This is a genomic window from Erwinia sp. BNK-24-b (assembly GCF_047456155.1).
GTDB lineage: Bacteria > Pseudomonadota > Gammaproteobacteria > Enterobacterales > Enterobacteriaceae > Erwinia > Erwinia phyllosphaerae.
Window position 1 is genome coordinate 3,235,642 of record NZ_CP179901.1, and the last position, 19,902, is coordinate 3,255,543.

The 19,902-nt window shown below is 54.6% G+C and carries 19 protein-coding genes, 5 tRNA genes and 4 other RNA genes; 3 read left to right on the plus strand and 25 right to left on the minus strand.

Going from position 1 to position 19,902, the window contains the following annotated elements:
- The first annotated feature begins 68 nt into the window (after positions 1 to 68).
- Both ACMGGR_RS14725 and zitB read left to right on the plus strand, forming a co-directional pair.
- Positions 69 to 413: a YbgS-like family protein gene (locus tag ACMGGR_RS14725; protein ID WP_246760370.1), complete on the plus strand. Its 345-nt coding sequence runs from the start codon at positions 69 to 71 to the stop codon at positions 411 to 413.
- Between the two features lie 177 nt (positions 414 to 590).
- The gene (zitB, locus tag ACMGGR_RS14730) at positions 591 to 1,532 is read left to right on the plus strand and encodes a CDF family zinc transporter ZitB (protein WP_246760369.1); all 942 of its coding nucleotides are present in this window, start codon (positions 591 to 593) and stop codon (positions 1,530 to 1,532) included.
- Here zitB and pnuC read toward each other — a convergent pair.
- The 3 genes from pnuC to ACMGGR_RS14745 all read right to left on the minus strand — a co-directional run bounded on the left by pnuC (position 1,529) and on the right by ACMGGR_RS14745 (position 3,941).
- Positions 1,529 to 2,242, minus strand: coding sequence for a nicotinamide riboside transporter PnuC (gene pnuC, locus ACMGGR_RS14735; protein WP_414147220.1), 714 nt, complete (start codon positions 2,240 to 2,242; stop codon positions 1,529 to 1,531). The two genes, zitB and pnuC, sit on opposite strands and share 4 nt — an antisense overlap.
- A gap of 28 nt (positions 2,243 to 2,270) precedes the next feature.
- A complete protein-coding gene (gene nadA / locus ACMGGR_RS14740) occupies positions 2,271 to 3,311 on the minus strand; it encodes a quinolinate synthase NadA (protein WP_246760367.1) in 1,041 nt (346 codons plus the stop codon).
- A 132-nt stretch (positions 3,312 to 3,443) separates the two neighbouring features.
- The gene (locus ACMGGR_RS14745) at positions 3,444 to 3,941 is read right to left on the minus strand and encodes a methylated-DNA--[protein]-cysteine S-methyltransferase (RefSeq protein ID WP_414147221.1); all 498 of its coding nucleotides are present in this window, start codon (positions 3,939 to 3,941) and stop codon (positions 3,444 to 3,446) included.
- Between the two features lie 167 nt (positions 3,942 to 4,108).
- On the opposite strand from ACMGGR_RS14745, the gene ACMGGR_RS14750 reads away from it, so the two are divergent.
- Positions 4,109 to 5,560: an AlkA N-terminal domain-containing protein gene (locus tag ACMGGR_RS14750; RefSeq protein ID WP_414148974.1), complete on the plus strand. Its 1,452-nt coding sequence runs from the start codon at positions 4,109 to 4,111 to the stop codon at positions 5,558 to 5,560.
- Between the two features lie 245 nt (positions 5,561 to 5,805).
- Here ACMGGR_RS14750 and ACMGGR_RS14755 read toward each other — a convergent pair.
- The 22 genes from ACMGGR_RS14755 to odhB all read right to left on the minus strand — a co-directional run bounded on the left by ACMGGR_RS14755 (position 5,806) and on the right by odhB (position 19,895).
- Positions 5,806 to 5,929, minus strand: a non-coding RNA gene (locus tag ACMGGR_RS14755) — RtT sRNA.
- Between the two features lie 31 nt (positions 5,930 to 5,960).
- Positions 5,961 to 6,036, minus strand: a tRNA-Lys gene (locus tag ACMGGR_RS14760).
- 4 nt (positions 6,037 to 6,040) lie between these two features.
- Positions 6,041 to 6,116: transfer RNA gene (locus ACMGGR_RS14765), tRNA-Val, on the minus strand.
- 65 nt (positions 6,117 to 6,181) lie between these two features.
- Positions 6,182 to 6,304, minus strand: a non-coding RNA gene (locus ACMGGR_RS14770) — RtT sRNA.
- Positions 6,305 to 6,317: 13 nt separating this feature from the next.
- Positions 6,318 to 6,393 (minus strand) — tRNA-Lys (locus ACMGGR_RS14775).
- 36 nt (positions 6,394 to 6,429) lie between these two features.
- A non-coding RNA gene (locus tag ACMGGR_RS14780) (RtT sRNA) lies at positions 6,430 to 6,552 on the minus strand.
- A gap of 13 nt (positions 6,553 to 6,565) precedes the next feature.
- Positions 6,566 to 6,641, minus strand: a tRNA-Lys gene (locus ACMGGR_RS14785).
- Positions 6,642 to 6,677: 36 nt separating this feature from the next.
- Positions 6,678 to 6,800: non-coding RNA, RtT sRNA (locus tag ACMGGR_RS14790), on the minus strand.
- Positions 6,801 to 6,813: 13 nt separating this feature from the next.
- A tRNA-Lys gene (locus tag ACMGGR_RS14795) sits at positions 6,814 to 6,889 on the minus strand.
- A 164-nt stretch (positions 6,890 to 7,053) separates the two neighbouring features.
- Positions 7,054 to 7,833: a cell division protein CpoB gene (gene cpoB / locus ACMGGR_RS14800; RefSeq protein ID WP_246761536.1), complete on the minus strand. Its 780-nt coding sequence runs from the start codon at positions 7,831 to 7,833 to the stop codon at positions 7,054 to 7,056.
- 9 nt (positions 7,834 to 7,842) lie between these two features.
- Positions 7,843 to 8,367 (minus strand): peptidoglycan-associated lipoprotein Pal, encoded by a 525-nt coding sequence (pal, locus tag ACMGGR_RS14805; RefSeq protein WP_246761535.1) that lies wholly within the window; start codon positions 8,365 to 8,367, stop codon positions 7,843 to 7,845.
- Positions 8,368 to 8,409: 42 nt separating this feature from the next.
- Positions 8,410 to 9,702, minus strand: a complete 1,293-nt coding sequence (gene tolB / locus ACMGGR_RS14810; protein ID WP_246761534.1) for a Tol-Pal system beta propeller repeat protein TolB — start codon at positions 9,700 to 9,702, stop codon at positions 8,410 to 8,412.
- 122 nt (positions 9,703 to 9,824) lie between these two features.
- On the minus strand, positions 9,825 to 11,222 hold the full coding sequence (gene tolA, locus ACMGGR_RS14815; protein WP_414147222.1) for a cell envelope integrity protein TolA: 1,398 nt from the start codon (positions 11,220 to 11,222) through the stop codon (positions 9,825 to 9,827).
- 29 nt (positions 11,223 to 11,251) lie between these two features.
- Positions 11,252 to 11,680: a colicin uptake protein TolR gene (tolR, locus tag ACMGGR_RS14820; RefSeq protein WP_246761532.1), complete on the minus strand. Its 429-nt coding sequence runs from the start codon at positions 11,678 to 11,680 to the stop codon at positions 11,252 to 11,254.
- An 18-nt stretch (positions 11,681 to 11,698) separates the two neighbouring features.
- Positions 11,699 to 12,376 carry a Tol-Pal system protein TolQ gene (gene tolQ, locus ACMGGR_RS14825; RefSeq protein ID WP_246761531.1) on the minus strand — a complete coding sequence of 226 codons (678 nt, stop codon included), beginning with the start codon at positions 12,374 to 12,376 and terminating at the stop codon, positions 11,699 to 11,701.
- A gap of 5 nt (positions 12,377 to 12,381) precedes the next feature.
- Complete coding sequence (ybgC, locus tag ACMGGR_RS14830; protein ID WP_246761530.1) at positions 12,382 to 12,786, minus strand: tol-pal system-associated acyl-CoA thioesterase; 405 nt, start codon at positions 12,784 to 12,786, stop codon at positions 12,382 to 12,384.
- Between the two features lie 320 nt (positions 12,787 to 13,106).
- Complete coding sequence (cydX, locus tag ACMGGR_RS14835) at positions 13,107 to 13,202, minus strand: cytochrome bd-I oxidase subunit CydX (protein ID WP_246761529.1); 96 nt, start codon at positions 13,200 to 13,202, stop codon at positions 13,107 to 13,109.
- A 15-nt stretch (positions 13,203 to 13,217) separates the two neighbouring features.
- Complete coding sequence (gene cydB / locus ACMGGR_RS14840; protein WP_414147223.1) at positions 13,218 to 14,357, minus strand: cytochrome d ubiquinol oxidase subunit II; 1,140 nt, start codon at positions 14,355 to 14,357, stop codon at positions 13,218 to 13,220.
- A gap of 1 nt (position 14,358) precedes the next feature.
- Entirely contained in the window at positions 14,359 to 15,924 is a 1,566-nt protein-coding gene (cydA, locus tag ACMGGR_RS14845; RefSeq protein WP_246761527.1) for a cytochrome ubiquinol oxidase subunit I, read from the minus strand.
- 608 nt (positions 15,925 to 16,532) lie between these two features.
- Complete coding sequence (sucD, locus tag ACMGGR_RS14850; protein ID WP_414147224.1) at positions 16,533 to 17,405, minus strand: succinate--CoA ligase subunit alpha; 873 nt, start codon at positions 17,403 to 17,405, stop codon at positions 16,533 to 16,535.
- Positions 17,405 to 18,571, minus strand: coding sequence for an ADP-forming succinate--CoA ligase subunit beta (sucC, locus tag ACMGGR_RS14855; RefSeq protein ID WP_246761525.1), 1,167 nt, complete (start codon positions 18,569 to 18,571; stop codon positions 17,405 to 17,407). The genes sucD and sucC overlap by 1 nt, the downstream gene beginning before the upstream one ends.
- A 103-nt stretch (positions 18,572 to 18,674) precedes the next feature.
- Positions 18,675 to 19,895, minus strand: coding sequence for a 2-oxoglutarate dehydrogenase complex dihydrolipoyllysine-residue succinyltransferase (gene odhB, locus ACMGGR_RS14860; protein WP_246761524.1), 1,221 nt, complete (start codon positions 19,893 to 19,895; stop codon positions 18,675 to 18,677).
- Positions 19,896 to 19,902 lie beyond the last annotated feature (7 nt).

Genomic DNA, 19,902 nt, shown 5'->3' on the forward strand with positions numbered 1-19,902 from the left:
CCTTTTTATGCAAACCGCTTTTTAAGCAGGGTTTGGTTCGCCAATATGCCAAAAATTAATGGAGTAAGATGATGAAAAAGTTTGCAATTGTAATCCTGACAGCAGCAATGTCTTTGGGTAGCGCTGCGGCTATCGCCGGTAACGGCACGTCAAACCAGGCCGCCGATGCTGGCGCGGTTGCGGGTGGTGCCAAACAAAACCTGGCCCCTAACCACGTTGATAACAGCCAGATCAACAATACCGGTGATGCAACGACGCCAACCAAACATAAGACCACGAAGCATCACGCCAAGAAAAAAATGACGGCAAATGAAATTGATAAAAACACCCAGTGTAAAGATGGCAAATGCCCGAATATCAATGAAAAAGTTGGCCCAGGCGCAGACACCAAAACTGACGGCACTACGCAGTAAGCAAGTGCGCTGAATTCTGAGGAGAGCTACGGCTCTCCTTTTTTATTGGTTTGCCTTCCCTGCTGGCAAACAGTCTGAAAAAGAGAAAAGCCTGCGCTAAAAAGCTCGCCGGAGAATAGCCGCGGGCGCATAATTTATTGATATGATTAAGCTGGTTTATTAGAAAAATGGATATTTATGGCGCACTCGCATTCTCATAGCGGCGGAAACCGCAACCGTCTGTTGGCGGCTTTTTTAGTTACCGTCGTTTTTATGGTGGCCGAAGTTATTGGCGGCATCGTTTCCGGCTCGCTGGCGCTGCTGGCGGATGCTGGCCACATGCTTACCGATGCGGCGGCGCTGCTGATGGCCTTATTGGCCGTTCAGTTTGCCAGCCGCAAACCTAATGCCCGCCACTCTTTTGGCTTGTTAAGGCTTACCACGCTCGCCGCTTTCGTCAACGCGCTGGCTCTGATGGTGATTACGGCGCTGATTGTCTGGGAAGCGGTACGCCGCTTTATGCAGCCAGAGCCGGTAGCGAGCGGCTATATGCTGGGTATCGCCGTAGCGGGCTTACTGGCTAATTTGCTGTCGTTCTGGCTACTGCATCACGGGAGTGAAGAAAAAAATATTAACGTGCGCGCCGCTGCGCTGCACGTCATGGGTGATTTGCTGGGTTCCGTCGGCGCGATTGCCGCCGCGCTGATCATTATGTTTACCGGCTGGACACCTGTCGATCCACTGCTGTCGATTTTGGTTGCGGTATTAGTGCTGCGCAGCGCGTGGGTATTGATGAAAGAGAGCTTCCACGAGCTTCTGGAAGGTACGCCGCCGCAAATGGACGTAGAAAAGCTTAAAAGAAAGCTGACGCAGGGCATCGCCGAGGTGCGTAACGTGCATCACGTGCATTTATGGCTGGTCGGAGAAAAACCCGTTATTACGCTGCATGTCCAGGTGATCCCGCCTTACGATCACGATGCGCTGCTGCACCGCATCCATGACTATCTGCATGAACATTACCAGATTGAACATGCCACGGTGCAGATGGAGTATCAGAGTTGTGAAGACGGCGACTGCGAGCTTGCCTGGGGAAAAAGCGGGCATGAACATGACCCCGCTCACGCCCACCATCATCATTAACTTGCCATAGCGCCCGTCCGACGGGCGCTTTTTATCCACAACCACGAGCCGTTCAGCGCAATCAGCGTCAGGATGGCATATTCCAGCGACATCGCGTAGACGCCCTGACGGGCAAATATCATTACGCTAATCACATCAATCACCACCCACAGCAGCCAGTTTTCTACGTATTTACGCGTCATCAGAATCATTGCCACGACAGAAAGCACCAGCATAGATGAATCCCAGAACGGAAACGCGTCCGGCTGTAGCTGCGGCATGGTTACCGCCAGTCCCATTCCCTGCATCAGCTTTACGGCGATCTCCGTTAGCCATGCAAATACCGGGTTGATATAGCGCGTCATTAGCGCAATCGCCACAACGCTTACTACCAGCCAGACCAGCGTTTTACGCAGGCCCAGCCAGCGGATTTGCAGCGCCTGCTGATTCTCCGTGGTCTGGCGGGTCCATGCATACCAGCCGTAAACGTTGGCGGCAAAGAAAAACAGCTGGAGCAACAGGCTGGCGTAAAGCTGGATCTGAAAAAATATCACGGCAAACAGCGTGACGTTAATCAGGCCAAAAGCATAGTTGATGTTTTTTTCCCGGCTGGCGAGCCAGATGCAAAGCAGACCGGCCAGCGTGCCGATCGCTTCTATCCACGAAAGATCGTAGCCGCCCGTGCCCAGAGGAATATGAACCAGAATATTTTGCGTGCTGAAAAAATCCATGTTGGCACCTTGTTCCTGAAATCAGAGGTTATAGCGTTGCAGCAAAGGTTAGCATACGATTCAACGGCAGCAACGCGGCTTCACGCAGCGCCGCATCAACATGAATTTCATGTTCGCTGCCGCCATACTCCAGGCCTTGCGCAATAGCCTGTAAGCCATTCATCGCCATCCACGGACAGTGCGCGCAGGTGCGACAGGTTGCCCCCTCGCCCGCCGTTGGCGCTTCCAGCAGCTCTTTATCCGGACAGGCCTGCTGCATTTTATAAAAAATGCCGCGATCGGTGGCGACAATCATCTGCTGCTGCGGCAGCGTTCTGGCCGCCTTAATCAGCTGGCTGGTTGAGCCGACCGCGTCCGCCAGATCGACAATGGCCTGCGGCGATTCCGGATGAACCAGAACCGCGGCGTCCGGATAGAGCGCCTTCATCCGCATAAGGGCCTGGGTTTTGAACTCGTCATGCACAATGCAGGCACCTTGCCAACACAGGATATCTGCCCCTGTCTGGCGCGTAACATAGCGGCCAAGATGCTTGTCAGGTGCCCAGATAATTTTTTCACCCAGGCTATCCAGGTGTTCAATCAGCTCAACGGCAATACTGGAGGTAACAACCCAGTCGGCTCGCGCTTTCACCGCCGCAGAAGTGTTAGCGTAAACCACCACGGTACGGTCAGGATGCGCATCGCAAAAACGGGTAAATTCATCAATCGGACAGCCCAGATCCAGCGAACATTCCGCCTGAAGCGTCGGCATCAGAATGGTTTTTTCAGGGCTAAGGATTTTGGCCGTTTCACCCATAAAACGAACGCCGGCGACCAGTAGCGTAGAAGCCTGATGCTGACTGCCGAAACGCGCCATTTCCAGCGAGTCCGCCACGCAGCCGCCGGTTTCTTCCGCCAGCGCCTGAATTTCCGGGTCGGTATAGTAATGCGCCACCATTACGGCATCGCGCTCTTTCAGCAGCCGTTTGATTTTATCGCGGTAAAACTGCTTTTCATCGGGCGTCAGACGGGCGGGCTTGGGAGGAAAAGGATAGATAGCGGTTTCGGGATCGAACATCAGGCTCATCACGCGGCTCTCGTTTTATCAACTTAACCAGAGTGGCGGTTATAACGTTTTGCTCGCGTTATTCCGCCCGGTTTGTTTTGTATGCTAAACAAGATAGCCGAATCTTTCGCCGCTGTCGCTGACTTTTTTACTGCATTAACTTAGCTGAAAGTTATCGGTCGTTTCTATTTTTAATAAAAAAGCTTTGGCCTGTAGACCGCCAGCAAAGCCGGTCAGCTTGCCGTTAGCGCCAATAACCCGATGGCACGGGGCAATAATAGAGATAGGGTTTTTGCCGTTAGCCGCACCGACCGCACGGACAGCGGCAGGATTGCCGATGGCGCGAGCAATTTCCCCGTAGCTGCGGGTTTCGCCAAAAGGAATAGCCACCAGCGCCGCCCAAACCTTTTTCTGGAATTCCGTGCCTACAAAATCCAGCGCAACGGTAAACTGCCTGCGCTGCCCGGCAAAATATTCCGTCAACTGGCATTCGGTTTCCAGCAGGACAGGATGTGAGCCTTCTGCCAGCAAGGCCGGAAGCCGATAGCGTTTTGGATCCTCGTTTTCCCACAGGATAGCGGCAAGGCCTTTGTCGCTGGCGATCAGTTTTAATATGCCCACCGGCGACGGCATGAGTTTAAAAAAATAGTTCATCTTTCGGCTCCCTTTCCTGTGGATTGAGGCGTTTATTATCCGCGATATCTTTGCGCACGCCAGCCGTTTTCGGTCACCGGAGTGAAATAGTAACCTGTCCGAAAATGGCTGGCACGCGGGTGGAAAGCCGCTTAATCTGCCTGAAAGAGAGCTGGCAGGAAGAGATAATGATTGATGCACAGGTTGCGTATAGCGCGCTTACTTCACGCGACGGTCGTTTTGACGGCGTTTTCTACGTAGGCGTGATTTCAACGGGCATTTACTGTCGTCCGGTTTGCCCGGTGAAAGCGCCGCTGGCAAAAAACTGTTTATTTTTTGACAGCGCCGCCGCTGCTGAAAAAGCGCATTTTCGTCCTTGCCTGCGCTGTCGCCCCGAGCTGGCACCGGGAAATGCCCCCGTAGACAGCAGCCGCCGCATTGCGGATAGCCTGCTTGAATATATCGCTGATGGGGTGCTGGAAGAGAATGCCAGTCTGGAAACGCTTGCTGCTCGCTTTTCTCTTAGCCTGCGGCAGTTGCGGCGTATTGTGCATAAAGAGCTTGGCGTTTCGCCGCTGGAGCTGAAACAGACCCGTCGGCTACTGCTGGCGAAGCAGCTCCTTACCGAAACCACGTTATCTGTTATCGACATTGCGCTTGCCAGCGGTTTTAACAGCCTGCGGCGGTTTAACGACGAGTTTAACAAGCGTTACCGGATGCCGCCTAGCCGCCTGCGCAAGCAGGACCTTGTTTCGGGCAGGCGGGAAACTTCTACGCTGCAATTACACTACAGGCCGCCTTTCGACTGGGAAGCCCTGCTGAATTTTCTACGCCAGCGAACGTTAAAAGGCGTGGAGGCGGTGGACAATGTTAGCTATGCGCGTACGGTTCGTCTTGGCGAGCACACAGGCTGGATCCGCGTGACCAAATCAGAAGATTCATTGCAGGTTGAGTTTACCCACTCGTTAACGCCGGTTTTGTCGGCCTTGATCAGGCGGTTACGAAATCTGTTCGATCTTGATGCGCATCCGGCGGCGATTGCCGATCGACTGGGCCAGCATCCTTTGCTGGGCCCGAGCCTGCAAAAAAATCCAGGTTTACGCGTGCCTGGGGCGTTCGACATTTTTGAAATGTCGGTACGGGCAGTATTAGGGCAGCAGGTTACGGTCAAAGCCGCCACGACCCTTAGCGGGCGTTTTGCTGGCGCTTTTGGTGAAGCTTTCGCTACGCCTTTTCCGGAACTCACGCATTTATCACCAGAAGCTTCTGCGGTGGCGCTAAGCACGCCTGAGGAGATAGCCGGTCTGGGCATCGTGCGTGCACGCGCCAGCACGCTGCTGACGCTGGCAGATGCCAGTATGCGAGGAGAGCTGGTTGACTCTGCCGCCCAGCCAGAAGAGATGATAGCCCGGTTGACGGCGTTGCCCGGGATTGGTGACTGGACAGCGCACTATATTGCGTTGCGAGCCTTGCGCTGGCCAGATGCGTTTCCGGCGGCAGATATTGTGATAAGGAAAAAACTGGGCGGCGTGACGGCCAGGGAAGCGGAGCAGATGGCAGAAGCATGGCGCCCGTGGCGAAGCTACGCGGTGATGCATATCTGGCAAAACCTGACGCCTGTGAAGCTGGCGAAGCGTTAAAGCGGTGGTTTAATCGGATTAGCGTCTACTGCTGGCCAGGCAATTGTGTTGCGGTAAAAAGCAGTGAGATCGGTACCGATAATTGAGTCCGTGCTACGGCGAGATTAAGCCGACACAGAAAGCTTATGGTATGACAAGCGGCAACTGAGACTGAAAAGGTGCTGTAGCAGCATAAAGAAAGAGAGGGGTCGAACCCTGACGAATAATGCATAGCAAAAAGGCGCCTTTAGGGCGCCTTTCTACATTGGTGGGTCGTGCAGGATGACTCGGCTAAAGCCTCGCCCTTCGGGTCATTGCTTTCAGCAACGCTGTCTCCCTCTGGTCGACTCGACCTGCTGCAGGTTCGAACCCTGACGAATAACGCATAGCAAAAAGGCGCCTTTAGGGCGCCTTTCTACATTGGTGGGTCGTGCAGGATTCGAACCTGCGACCAATTGATTAAAAGTCAACTGCTCTACCAACTGAGCTAACGACCCGAAGTGGTGGGTGATGACGGGCTCGAACCGCCGACCCCCTCCGTGTAAAGGAGATGCTCTACCAACTGAGCTAATCACCCACTTCGGTACTTCCTGAGCGAAAGAACGCTGTCTTTGCGCTTTACACCGCTTACCACTTTTAAAGTGGTGGGTCGTGCAGGATAACTCGGTGTCCCTCGGCCTTCCGGCCCGTTGCGGTGCAACGTTGTTTCACTTCGTTCAACCCGAACCTGCTGCAGGTTCAAATCCTTCACGCTTAACACTGATTGCCACTTTTAAAGTGGTGGGTCGTGCAGGATTCGAACCTGCGACCAATTGATTAAAAGTCAACTGCTCTACCAACTGAGCTAACGACCCGCATCTGGCGGTTACTGCTGGTTACTACTTTATCAATGGTGGGTCGTGCAGGATAACTCGGTGTCCCTCGGCCTTTTGGCCCGTTGCGGTGCAACGTTGTTTCACCTTGTTCAACGCGAACCTGCTGCAGGTTCAAATCCTTCACGCTTTACACCGGTTACCACTTTTAAAGTGGTGGGTCGTGCAGGATTCGAACCTGCGACCAATTGATTAAAAGTCAACTGCTCTACCAACTGAGCTAACGACCCGCATCTGGCGGTTACTACTGGTTACTACTTTATTAGTGGTGGGTCGTGCAGGATAACTCGGTGTCCCTCGGCCTTTCGGCCCGTTGCCAGGCAACGTTGTTTCACTTTGTTCAACCCGAACCTGCAGCAGGTTCAAATCCTTCACGCTTTACACCGGTTACCACTTTTAAAGTGGTGGGTCGTGCAGGATTCGAACCTGCGACCAATTGATTAAAAGTCAACTGCTCTACCAACTGAGCTAACGACCCACTTTTGCGCTGTCGGAACGTTTTAACATATGTCCCGGCAACGGCGGCATATATTACTGATTTACCGTTTCAGCGCAACCACTATTTTCAGATAACCTGCTCAACTGCCTGACTTTCATGCGACTGGACCAGAAAGCATACGATAACTGGTCAAAGTACGACATTTACAGCGCGGCAGCGCGTTTTTGCGCTTGTTTCGCGGCATCGGTGTTTGGATACTGTTTGACCACCTGCTGGTAAACGGCTTTGGCTTTCGCGCTGTCGCCTTTTTCCTGCATGATTACGCCCACCTTATATAACGCATCGGCGCTTTTAGGGGATTTGGGGTAATTTTTTACTACGGTCGCAAAGTAGTAGGCCGCGTCGTCTTTTTTACCCTTGTTGTAGTTCAACTGTCCCAGCCAGTAATTGGCATTAGGCTGATAGGTTGAATCCGGGTATTTCTTGACGAAGGCCTGAAACGCCGCGATAGCCTGTTCGTTTTGCTTTTTCTCAAGCACCAGCGCCACAGCGGCGTTGTAGTCGCTGTTAGCATCGCCGCCCTGCACAGGCGCTGCAGAAGCGCTGTCACTGGCTGTGGAGCCATCTACGGTCGCTGCCGGGGCTGCATCGCCAGAGGCAGGTGCCTGCGCGCCGCTGCTCACCTTATCTAACTGCTGATAAAGATCTTTCTGGCGTTCGGTGACCTGGTTCAGCTGATACTGATTTTCCTGGATCTGACCACGTAGCGAATCGATATCGCGCTGGTTGTCGGAAAGCTGCTGCTGAAGCTGCTGAAGGAGCTGTGCCTGAGCATTGGAAATACGCTCAAGCGAGGTGACGCGGTCTTCGACCGAGCCTGAACCTACGTTACTGATTGACGCCTGGGCATTAGCGGCCCAGGGGGCCGCTACGCCAACCAGTAACGACAGACCCAGCAAGTGAAGTCTGAAGTTACTAATCATATCGTTCTCTTAGTATACCAGTACGGCACGACGGTTTTTGGCGTAAGCCGCTTCGTCGTGGCCCAGTACAGCTGGCTTCTCTTTACCGTAAGAAACGATAGAGATCTGATCGGCAGAAACGCCTTTGCCCTGCAGGTACATTTTAACAGCAGTAGCACGACGTTCGCCCAGGGCGATGTTGTACTCTGGCGTACCGCGCTCATCCGCATGACCTTCAACGGTCACTTTGTATGATGGATTGCTACGCAGGAAGTTTGCGTGCGCATCCAGCATCTGTGCGAACTCAGACTGGATGTCATATTTGTCCAGACCGAAGTAAACGATGTTGTTCTGCTGCAGCTGCTGCATCTGCAGGCGTGCCTGCTCGTCGGAGGACATGTTGCCGCCGTTCATGCCGCTGTTCATGCCGCCGTTCGCGTCATCGCCCATACCGTTGGTCTGGTCGTTGTTGTTGTTTTTGTGTGAGCTACATGCAGCCACTGCGATAACTGGCAGTGCCAGCATTAAGCCTTTCAGCACTTTATTCAGTTGCATTTCTACGATCCTATTATTGTTTGCCATACATATTTATATGCATCACAGATACGGCGACCAGGCAGGGAATTTGACCTGTCCATCAGTAGCCGGAAGACGCGCTTTGAAACGGCCGTCGGTCGAGACCAGCTGCAGTACGGAACCCATGCCCTGAGTGGAGCTGTAGATTACCATAGTGCCGTTTGGCGCGAGGCTCGGCGTTTCATCCAGGAACGTGTCCGTTAATTGTTGAACGGCTCCCGTTTCCAGATCTTGTCTGGCGACGTGTTGCGCACCGCCGTTGGTGCTTACCATCACCAGTGATTTACCATCAGTGCTCACGTCGGCATCCTGATTCTGGGAGCCTTCCCAGGTCAGACGCTGTGGCGCGCCGCCGTTAACATTGATTTTATAGATTTGTGGACGGCCAGCCTGGTCAGAGGTATAGGCCAGCGTCTGGCTGTCCGGGAACCAGGTCGGTTCGGTGCTGTTATAGCGACCATCGGTAATCTGACGGATTTGGCCCGACGCCAGGTCCATCACATACAGATTCAAACTGCCGGTTTTGGACAGCGCGAACGCCAGCTTGCTGCCGTCAGGCGAGAAGGAAGGCGCGCCGTTATGACGTGGGAATGAGGCAACCTGCCTGATTGCGCCGTTCGCCAGCGTCTGTACAACCAGCGCAGATTTACCGCTTTCAAAGGTTACATAGGCCAGCTTGCTGCCATCTTTTGACCAGGCCGGCGACATCAGCGGCTCAGGAGAACGATGCACGGTGAACTGGTTGTAACCATCGTAGTCAGAAACGCGCAGCTCGTACGGGAACTGGCCGCCGTTGGTCTGCACCACGTAAGCGATACGAGTACGGAACGCGCCTTTAATACCGGTCAGCTTTTCGAAAGTTTCGTCGCTGGCGGTATGTGCGGCGTAGCGCAGCCACTGTTTAGTCACCTTGTACTGGTTCTGCGCCAGTACGGCACCCGGATTACCGGAGGTATCTACCAGCTGGTAAGAAACGGTATAGCTACCGTCAGCGCCTGGCTGGATCTGGCCGACCACGACCGCATCAATACCCAGCGCCGTCCAGGCAGCAGGCTGAACTTCTGCCGCTGTGGTTGGCTGCTGTGGCAGACGAGCCCTGTCCAGCGGGTTGAATTTGCCGCTGTTGCGTAAGTCCGCCGCGACGATGCCGCCGATATCTTCCGGCGCTGCGCCCGGACCTTGCCATTTAAACGGCACAACGCCGATAGGACGGGCGGTGTTAACCCCTTGCGTAATCTCAATGCGCACTTCTGCATGCGCCACGGCGACAAACAGCAGCATAAAACTTAATGCTATACGTAATGCCTGCTTCATCTTCTCTCCCTTACCTGAACGCAATGTCCACAATAATTAGCAGTGTTTCAACGAACCCATAGTGCACTTATAGAGTACGGCAAGTTGACCTTAGTTCAACCTGCCGGATGTTTCCGAAATTATTAAGGCTTAAACTCTAACACTGCGTCTTTCGCCGCCTGGTAAACACCATCGCTAGGCGGTTTAGGTATTCTCGCCATGCGCGCTGCGTTTAAAGCGGCCTGGCACAGCGCCGGATCGCCGCCCGCTGACGTGGCGGAAATTAGCATACCGTCCGGTGCCAGTTTGATATGCACGTTACAGGTCCGCCCTTTAAACGTATCCGCGTCATAAAATTTACTTTGGATAGCGTTCTGTACCTGCCCCAGATAACTGTCAACCGCCGCGCCGGAGGCGCCCGCTTTCTTCTGGTTGCCCTGCCCCGCTGCGGCCCCGCCAGCCTTACCGGACTTCGGCGCATTCTTGCCGGAGGTCAGGCCGCCTAACAGATCGTCAACGTCGCTGCTCTCTTTAGCCGCTTCTGCCGCTGCTTTTTTCTTCGCGTCGGCTGCCGCCTTCGCTTTAGCCGCTGCATCCGCTTTAGCCTTCGCTGCCGCTTCGGCCTTCGCCTCTGCTTTCGCTTTCGCGGCGGCATCGGCTTTTGCTTTCGCTTCTTCGGCGGCTTTTTCCTTCGCCGCTTCCGCTTTCTCCTTCGCGGCAGCGGCGGCTTTCTCTTTCGCCGCCTCGGCTGCTTTCTCTTTCGCTTCTTCGGCCGCTTTCTCTTTCGCCGCCTTCGCTTCTGCCGCCGCCTGTGCTTTCGCATCGGCCTGCGCTTTGGCTTTCGCCTCCTGCGCCGCTTTCACTTTTGCTGCTTCCGCAGCGGCGGCCGTTTTCTCTTCAGCCTGTTTTTTTGCATCCGCAGCGGCTTTTTTCGCCTCTGCTTCCGCTTTTTTCTGTGCGTCCGCCGCGGCTTTCGCCTGGGCATCGGCCTGCGCTTTCGCATCGGCCTGGGCTTTGGCTTTCGCCTCGGCTGCTGCCGCCGCTTTTGCTTCAGCTGCCGCTTCTGCTTTCGCGTCCGCCTGCGCTTTTGCCTTCGCCGCTGCGGCTTCCGCCTGTTTTTGCTCCTCGGCCGCCTGCTTCGCCGCTTCCTCAGCTTTTTTCTGCTCGGCAGCCTGCGCGGCCGCTTCCTGCTTCGCTTCCTTCTGCGCCTGCAGGCGCTCTTTTTCCAGCGCCTTCAGCCGCTGCTGTTCGGCCGCCTGCTTCTGCTGTAGCTCTTCCGCCTGCTGCTGAGCCGCTTTCTCACGCTGCTGCTCGGCACGCTTGCTGTCGCTCTGCTGGTTCTGCTGACGATTATACTGGTCGACGATAGCGCCCGGATCGACCATCACCGCATCGATGTCGCCACCGCCGCCTCCGCTGCTGGCGTCGATATGTTCGTCAAACGAGCTCCATATCAAAATCGCGATCGCAATCACATGCAGGATCACTGAAATGATAAGGGCCCGTTTCAACTTATCGTTCTGTTCGGTTACCTTCGACACTTTCGATTCCCAAAAACGGTCCGCATAAATTAAATCGGCTGCGTCATTAATCCGACCGACTTCACGCCCGCCTGATGCAGCAAGTTCAGCGCTTTGATGATCTCATCGTAAGGCACGTCTTTCGCGCCGCCGATCAGGAACACCGTTTTCGGATTCGCTTCAATGCGCCGCTGCGCTTCGGCAACAACCTGTTCCGGCGGCAGCTGTTCCATACGATCGTGATCGACCACCAGGCTATATTGTCCCACGCCCGCGACTTCCACAATCACCGGCGGATTATCGTCGCTGGAGACCGTTTTGGAATCCGTTGCGTCCGGCAGATCCACTTCCACGCTTTGCGTAATAATGGGTGCCGTTGCCATGAAGATCAGCAGCAGCACCAGCAGGACGTCGAGCAGCGGAACGATATTAATTTCAGACTTAAGGTCGCGACGATGGCGACCACGCGTTCTGGCCATAGCTGAATGACTCCGCTGTTACTTGCTGTTCTCGCTGGAGAACGCCTGACGATGCAGAATAGCGGTGAACTCTTCCATAAAGTTATCGTAATTCTGCTCCAGCTTGTTCACGCGCTGGTTAAGGCGGTTGTACGCCATGACCGCAGGAATGGCCGCAAACAGACCGATGGCGGTAGCGATCAGCGCTTCTGCAATACCCGGCGCGACCATCTGTAACGTGGCCTGTTTAACCGAGCCCAGCCCGATAAAGGCGTGCATAATCCCCCATACCGTACCGAACAGGCCGATATAAGGGCTGATGGAACCGACGGTGCCGAGGAAAGGAATATGGTTTTCCAGCGCTTCCAGCTCGCGGTTTAGCGAAATGCGCATGGCGCGCGTTGCCCCTTCCACCACGGCTTCTGGCGCATGGCTGTTAACGCGATGCAGGCGCGCAAACTCTTTAAAGCCCGCATAGAAGATCTGTTCAGAACCGCCCAGCTCGTCACGACGCGCCTGGCTTTCCTGATAGAGGCGCGACAGCTCGATACCCGACCAGAATTTGTCTTCAAAGGCGTCCGCCTCGCGACCTGCCGCGTTCAGGATGCGCGTACGTTGAATAATGATTGCCCAGGAGGCAATAGAAAAGCCAATCAAAATCACCATGATAAGTTTGACCAGAAGGCTCGCCTTCAGGAACAAATCAAGAATGTTCATGTCAGTCACTGCTTGAACTCCGCGACAATAGACTTGGGAAGCGCAATGGGCTTCATCAGATGTGGATTGATGCAGGCGATCAGGACTTCAGCTTCATTAAGCGTCCTGCCTTCTGCATTAACAATGCGTTGTGCGAATGTCATGGTCGTTCTGCTCATCTTCACTACCTCGCTCTGGACCTCGAGCAGATCGTCAAGGTGCGCAGCGGCAAGGTAATCAACCGTGAGACGACGCACGACAAAACCAACCTGCTGCGCCAGCAGCGCCTGTTGGCTGAAATGGTGCTGGCGCAGCATCTCGGTTCGTGCCCGTTCATAAAAAGCGACATAGCTGGCATGGTAAACCACACCACCGGCATCGGTGTCTTCATAGTAGACACGAACCGGCCATCGAAACAGCGTTGTACTCACTCTACATCCCGGTATTACTTTTTAAACGTTGCTACTATACGCAAGAGCCTGAGCCTTGGGAATGGGTTGCCAGAGGGGAAGTAAAATAATTATCTTCTGGTAACAATAACGAGGTTTTACGGAGAGTTCTTAAACATTTATTGACGGAAAAAGAAGATAAAAAAGAGAAAGGCGAACGAAATTTTTGCCGTTGCTGAACCAGCGTGGCGGGTTCATCTAAAAAGGGTGGCACCGCCAGACAGCTGGCCGGGTTAAAGCGGCGGCCATGACTTCACCAGCAGGTAAACCGCAAGGTGAAGTCATGGCGTTAAGCAGAGCCCTTATGAGGCTTCATCAAGGTGTTCAATTGCCAGCGCGGTAATAACAGCAATCGCACAGGCCAGCAGCGTGCCGAGGATCCAGGCAAAGTACCACATGGTTCAGCTCCTTAATCAATAGAGTGTATGAGAGTTGGCCTCAATCTGTTGCCGGGTCACGCGACCAAACATCTTGTAGTAGCACCAGCCGGTGTAGAGCAAAATCAGGGGCACGAAGATGATGGCGGCCACAGTCATAATTTGCAGCGTCATCAGGCTGGAGGTCGCGTCCCACAGGGTAAGACTGTGGTTAACCGTACTGGACGAAGGCATCACGAACGGGAACATCGCCACGCCCGCTGTCAGGATCACGCAGGCCACCGTTAAAGAAGAACAGACGAAGGCCCAGCCGCTTTTGTCCAGACGGGAAAAAAGAGCGGTCAGCAGCGGCAACAGCGCGCCAAGGCCGGGAACGATCCACAGCAGCGGCACCTGCTGGAAATTGGCCAGCCAGGCCCCCGTCTCACGAGTCACTTCTTTAATCAGCGGATTGGATGCCGCATTGTGGTCGAGCGCTGAAACCAGCACATAGCCATCAATCCCCTGCCTCACCCAAATACCCGCCAGCACAAAGCACACCATCATTATCAGCGTGGCAATCTGCGCGACCGTGCGCGCTCGTAGCTGCAGTTCCCCAGCGGTACGCATTTGCAGATAAGTTGCGCCCTGCGTCAGGATCATGGTAACGCTGACTATACCGGCCAGCAGTGCGAAAGGATTAAGCAACTGGAAAAAACTGCCGGTGTAAAACAGTCTCAGATATTCGTCGGCATAAAAAGGCACGCCCTGTAGCAAATTGCCAAAGGCCACGCCGATCACCAGCGGCGGCACAAAGCTCCCGACAAAAATGCCCCAGTCCCACATGCCCCGCCAGCGCGGATCTTCTATTTTGGAGCGGTAGTCAAAACCGATGGGCCGAAAGAACAGCGAGGCCAGCACCAGAATCATCGCCACATAGAAACCGGAAAACGCGGCCGCGTAAACCATGGGCCATGCGGCAAACAGCGCGCCGCCTGCGGTAATCAGCCAGACCTGGTTGCCGTCCCAGTGCGGCGCGATGGTGTTAATCATAATGCGGCGCTCGACGTCGTTACGGCCAATCAGCCGCCCCAGCATGCCGACACCCATATCAAAACCGTCGGTAATGGCGAAACCGATAAACAGCACGCCAATCAGCAACCACCAGACGAAACGCAAAAGCTCATAGGTCATCATCTTACGCTCCTTTCCCTGCGTGGAGAGACGTCTCAAAATGGTAACGTCCGGTCTTTAAGCTGCTCGGCCCACGCCGGGCAAACTTAAACATCAGGTACATTTCCGCTATCAGGAACAGCGTATAAAGCCCGCAGATCAGCAATAGCGAAAACAGCAGCTGCCCTACCGTCAACGAGGAGTTAGCCACCGCCGTTGGCAGGATTTCCCCGATTGCCCAAGGTTGCCGCCCATACTCGGCGACAAACCAGCCCGCTTCCGCAGCTATCCAGGGCAGCGGAATGCCGTACAGCGCACACTTAAGCAGGAAGCGGTTGTTACCGATACGATTACGGATCACGCTCCAGAAACAGCACAGGGTAATCAGCAGCATTAACACGCCGCACGCCACCATAATGCGGAAGGAAAAGTAGAGCGGTGCCACGCGCGGGATAGAATCCTCGGTGGCCTTTTGAATTTGCGCTGCGCTGGCATCGGCTACGTTTGGCGTATAGCGTTTTAACAGCAGGCCGTAGCCCAGGTCGCGTTTTGCCTCATTGAACGCCGCGCGCACCGCCGGACTGGTATCCCCTTCCCTCAGCTGTTCCAGCAGTTGATAAGCACGCATACCGTTGCGAATACGGAGTTCGTGCTGCGCCATCAAATCTTTAATGCCGGATACGCGCTCATCCACCGAGCGGGTAGCGATCAGCCCGAGCGCCCAGGGGATCTGTATGGCGTAATCGTTGCGCTGCGCCTGCTGATTGGGCAGGCCAAACAGCGTGAAGGCGGCCGGTGCGGGCTGCGTTTCCCACTCCGCCTCAATCGCGGCCAGCTTGGTTTTTTGCACGTCGCCCATGACATAGCCCGATTCATCGCCCAGCAGGATCACGGCCAGAACGGCCGCCATCCCAAAACTGGCGGCGATGGCGAAAGAACGTTTAGCAAAAGCGATATCACGGCCGCGCAGCAGGTAATAAGCGCTGATGCCCATAATGAACATGGCGCCGCAGGTGTAGCCAGCGGCCACGGTATGCACAAATTTAACCTGCGCCACCGGATTGAAGATCAGTTCGGAAAAGCTGACCATTTCCATACGCATGGTTTCAAAATTAAAGTCGGAGCCGACCGGATTTTGCATCCAGCCGTTGGCTACCAGGATCCAGAGCGCCGATAAATTCGAACCTAATGCCAGCAGCCAGGTAGTCATAAGATGCTGCACTTTACTCAGGCGATCCCAGCCGAAGAAAAACATGCCGACAAAAGTTGATTCGAGGAAAAAGGCCATGAGCCCTTCAATAGCCAGCGGTGCGCCAAATATATCCCCGACGTAGTGTGAATAATAAGACCAGTTGGTGCCGAACTGAAATTCCATCGTCAGTCCGGTGGCCACGCCCAGCGCAAAGTTAATACCAAAAAGCTTGCCCCAGAATTTGGTCATATCTTTATAGATTTGCTTGCCTGACAGCACGTAGACCGTTTCCATAATAGCCAGCAGAAACGCCATTCCCAGCGTTAGCGGCACAAACAGGAAATGGTACATTGCCGTTAGCGCAAACTGTAAACGCGACAGTTCGACAACATCTAACATTTTGGCTCCTTGCTCCCTGCCCGGCCTTATTCACGCGCGGTAGCGCCAGTATTGCGGCAGAACAGGATGACGAATAACACCTGAGGGTGTAGCGATTACCCCGTCGGCAATTGATTGCGGACTCAAAAACCAGCACGCTTTAATAGCGCTTATCTTTTGCCAGCGAGATAATGCATAAAAATGCGCTGACCCCAATATTTCCGAATACGTTATTTAAAGCGTAAAGCTGTTTTTTTGATGCAGAGCAATTTAATCGCAACGCGGCGCTTTAGCCAGCGCTAAAGCGCGGAATAAAATTTATTTCTTTGATCTCGATTAATAATCGATTTTAAATTTAGGGTGACAAATAAAAATTTAACATATACCCCTATGGAAATTTAATATACGCATTACTTTAAAACAATTATGTAATATCGGGAAGGTTCGCGACTTTTATTTTTTACGTTATTTCTGGAAACTTAATTTGATTAATAGTTCTTATTTTGTCAGAGAGAATAGCTTGCCGTACGTGAAGCGATAAAAAAGGCCGCCCGGAGGCGGCCTGAAGCTGTTGGAAACGCATTATCATTCACTGGCTCTTTTCTGACCGGTGAATAACAGCAGCATACTTACTGCGGCAGAACGGCCTTCACCGCATCGCCGATGTCAGCAAGGCTGCGCACCGTTTTCACACCGGCAGCTTCCAGCGCGGCGAATTTCTCGTCCGCTGTTCCTTTACCGCCCGCGATAATGGCGCCCGCATGGCCCATACGCTTGCCTTTTGGCGCGGTCACGCCAGCAATGTAGCCCACAACCGGTTTGGTTACGTGCTCTTTGATAAAGGCTGCCGCTTCTTCTTCCGCGCTGCCGCCGATCTCACCGATCATCACAATCGCTTCGGTCTGCGGATCTTCCTGGAACAGCTTCAGGATATCGATAAAGTTAGAGCCAGGGATCGGATCGCCGCCGATGCCGACGCAGGTCGACTGGCCGTAGCCGATATCGGTGGTTTGCTTAACGGCTTCATAGGTCAGCGTACCGGAACGGGAAACGATACCGATGCGGCCTGGCTTATGAATATGGCCCGGCATGATGCCGATTTTGCATTCGCCCGGCGTGATCACGCCCGGACAGTTCGGCCCGATCATGCGCACGCCAGCTTCGTCCAGCTTCACTTTTACCGTCAGCATATCCAGCGTAGGGATCCCTTCGGTAATGGTGATGATCAGTTTGATGCCCGCTTCGATAGCTTCCAGGATACCGTCCTTGCAGAACGGTGCCGGAACGTAGATAACGGAGGCGGTGGCGCCCGTGGCTTCTACCGCTTCGCGGACGGTGTTAAACACCGGCAGGCCCAGATGCTCGGTGCCGCCTTTGCCCGGCGTAACGCCGCCAACCAGCTGCGTGCCGTAAGCCAGCGCCTGTTCAGAGTGGAAAGTCCCCTGGCCGCCGGTAAAGCCCTGGCAGATTACCTTGGTGTTTTTATCGATCAAAATGGACATTATTTTCCCTCCGCTGCGGCAACAACGCGCTGCGCCGCATCGCTCAGGCTGGTTGCTGCAATAATATTCAGTCCGCTGTCCGCCAGTTTCTGCGCGCCCAGCTCGGCATTGTTTCCTTCCAGACGCACCACGACCGGCACGTTAACGCCCACTTCTTCTACCGCACCCATGATGCCGTCTGCGATCAGGTCGCAGCGCACAATGCCGCCGAAAATGTTAACGAAAACGGCTTTTACCGCATCGTCGGAAAGGATGATTTTAAAGGCTTCGGTCACGCGCTCTTTGGTCGCGCCGCCGCCTACGTCCAGGAAGTTAGCCGGCTGGCCGCCGCTCAGCTTAACGATGTCCATGGTGCCCATCGCCAGACCCGCGCCGTTAACCATACAGCCGATGTTGCCTTCCAGCGCCACGTAGTTCAGTTCCCACTGTGCCGCATGCGCTTCACGGGAATCTTCCTGGCTTGGGTCGCGCATTTCACGCAGCTCCGGCTGGCGGAACAGCGCATTGCCGTCGGCGCCCAGCTTGCCGTCCAGGCAGATCAGATCGCCCTGTTTGGTGATAACCAGCGGGTTGATCTCAACCAGCGCCAGGTCGCGCTCCAGGAACATAGTGGCCAGACCCATAAAGATTTTGGTGAACTGGCCAACCTGCTTGCCGCTCAGGCCCAGCTTGAACGCCAGCTCGCGGCCCTGATAAGGCTGCGGGCCAGTTAACGGATCCAGTGCCATTTTGTGGATCAGGTGCGGCGTTTCTTCCGCCACTTTCTCAATTTCAACGCCGCCTTCGGTAGAAGCCATAAACACGACGCGACGGGTACCACGGTCAACGACCGCGCCCAGGTACAGCTCCTGATCGATGTCGGTAGCGGCTTCAACCAGAATCTGGTTAACCGGCTGGCCGTGCGCATCGGTCTGATAGGTGGTCAGGCGTTTGCCCAGCCAGTGTTCCGCAAACGCGCGGATCTCTTCTTTGCTTTTTACTACTTTCACGCCGCCCGCTTTACCACGGCCTCCGGCATGAACCTGACATTTCACGACCCACGGGCCAGCGCCAATTTTTGAAGCGGCTTCTTCCGCTTCGCGTGGAGTGGTGCAGGCATAACCGACGGGTGCCGGTAAGCCATACCGGGCGAACAGCTGTTTTGCCTGATACTCATGTAAGTTCATGTTGTTAATCCATCCAGTTCGGAAAAGACTTGGTCGAATCCGGCAGCTTGCCAGATCTTCGGCCACTCACAGGGAGCGCGGCAGTCGCCGCGCTCGACAGAAATTAAACGTCCAGCAGCAGACGAGAAGGATCTTCCAGCAGCTCTTTGATTGCCACCAGGAAGCTGACGGATTCTTTACCGTCGATCAGGCGGTGATCGTAAGAAAGCGCCAGATACATCATCGGCAGGATCACAACCTGGCCATTAACCGCCATTGGGCGATCTTTAATGGCGTGCATGCCCAGGATGGCGCTCTGCGGTGGGTTGATGATTGGCGTGGACATCAGCGAGCCGAAGACGCCGCCGTTGGTAATGGTGAAGTTACCGCCGGTCAGTTCTTCTACGGTCAGCTTGCCGTCACGGCCTTTAATCGCCAGCTCTTTGATTTTCTTCTCGATATCAGCCATGCCCAGCGCGTCGATATCTTTCAGTACCGGCGTAACCAGGCCACGCGGCGTAGAAACCGCGATGCTGACGTCAAAGTAGTTGTGGTAAACAACGTCTTCGCCATCGATAGAAGCATTGACTTCCGGGAAGCGTTTCAGCGCTTCAACCACGGCCTTCAGGTAGAAGGACATGAAGCCCAGACGGATACCGTGACGTTTTTCGAAGGCTTCGCCGTACTGCTTACGCAGGTTCATGATCGGCTGCATGTTGACTTCGTTAAACGTGGTCAGCATAGCGGTGCTGTTTTTAGCTTCCAGCAGGCGCTCGGCGATACGCTTACGCAGACGCGTCATCGGTACGCGTTTTTCGCTACGGCCAGCCAGTGACGGCGCGGCGGCGGCTTCCGGCGCTTTTGCTTCTGCAGGTTTAGCCGCAGGCGCTTTAGCCAGGTGCTTCTCTACGTCTTCACGCGTTAAGCGGCCGCCAACGCCGGTGCCTTTAATCGCGGATGGCTCCAGGCCATGCTCGGCAATCAGGCGACGAATAGCCGGGCTGAGGGCATCGTTGCTCTCTTCTTCCAGCGAAGCGCTCTGACGCTGTGCCGGGGTAGATGCCTGCTCTTCCGGTTTCGCCGAGCTTTCTTTGCCGCCGCTGTTGCCTTCTTTCAGACGACCCAGCGCCTGGCGTGAAGTCACGGTCGCGCCTTCATCTTCCAGAATCGCTTCCAGCACGCCATCGGCAGAAGCAGGAACTTCCAGCACAACTTTGTCAGTTTCAATTTCTACCAGCACTTCGTCACGGGTTACCGTATCGCCTGGTTTCTTGTGCCAGGTCGCCACGGTGGCATCGGCAACGGATTCAGGCAGGTCGGGAACGAGGATCTCTACGCTACTCATTATTTTT

What these genes read in the sequence shown, in the direction of transcription:
- ACMGGR_RS14725 (WP_246760370.1), top strand. Translation starts at nt 69, where the DNA reads ATGATGAAAAAGTTTGCAATTGTAATCCTGACAGCAGCAATGTCTTTG.
- zitB (WP_246760369.1), top strand. Translation starts at nt 591, where the DNA reads ATGGCGCACTCGCATTCTCATAGCGGCGGAAACCGCAACCGTCTGTTG.
- pnuC (WP_414147220.1), bottom strand. Translation starts at nt 2,242, where the DNA reads ATGGATTTTTTCAGCACGCAAAATATTCTGGTTCATATTCCTCTGGGC.
- ACMGGR_RS14745 (WP_414147221.1), bottom strand. Translation starts at nt 3,941, where the DNA reads ATGAACTATTTTTTTAAACTCATGCCGTCGCCGGTGGGCATATTAAAA.
- ACMGGR_RS14750 (WP_414148974.1), top strand. Translation starts at nt 4,109, where the DNA reads ATGATTGATGCACAGGTTGCGTATAGCGCGCTTACTTCACGCGACGGT.
- cpoB (WP_246761536.1), bottom strand. Translation starts at nt 7,833, where the DNA reads ATGATTAGTAACTTCAGACTTCACTTGCTGGGTCTGTCGTTACTGGTT.
- pal (WP_246761535.1), bottom strand. Translation starts at nt 8,367, where the DNA reads ATGCAACTGAATAAAGTGCTGAAAGGCTTAATGCTGGCACTGCCAGTT.
- tolB (WP_246761534.1), bottom strand. Translation starts at nt 9,702, where the DNA reads ATGAAGCAGGCATTACGTATAGCATTAAGTTTTATGCTGCTGTTTGTC.
- tolR (WP_246761532.1), bottom strand. Translation starts at nt 11,680, where the DNA reads ATGGCCAGAACGCGTGGTCGCCATCGTCGCGACCTTAAGTCTGAAATT.
- tolQ (WP_246761531.1), bottom strand. Translation starts at nt 12,376, where the DNA reads ATGAACATTCTTGATTTGTTCCTGAAGGCGAGCCTTCTGGTCAAACTT.
- cydX (WP_246761529.1), bottom strand. Translation starts at nt 13,202, where the DNA reads ATGTGGTACTTTGCCTGGATCCTCGGCACGCTGCTGGCCTGTGCGATT.
- cydB (WP_414147223.1), bottom strand. Translation starts at nt 14,357, where the DNA reads ATGATGACCTATGAGCTTTTGCGTTTCGTCTGGTGGTTGCTGATTGGC.
- cydA (WP_246761527.1), bottom strand. Translation starts at nt 15,924, where the DNA reads ATGTTAGATGTTGTCGAACTGTCGCGTTTACAGTTTGCGCTAACGGCA.
- sucD (WP_414147224.1), bottom strand. Translation starts at nt 17,405, where the DNA reads ATGTCCATTTTGATCGATAAAAACACCAAGGTAATCTGCCAGGGCTTT.
- sucC (WP_246761525.1), bottom strand. Translation starts at nt 18,571, where the DNA reads ATGAACTTACATGAGTATCAGGCAAAACAGCTGTTCGCCCGGTATGGC.
- odhB (WP_246761524.1), bottom strand. Translation starts at nt 19,895, where the DNA reads ATGAGTAGCGTAGAGATCCTCGTTCCCGACCTGCCTGAATCCGTTGCC.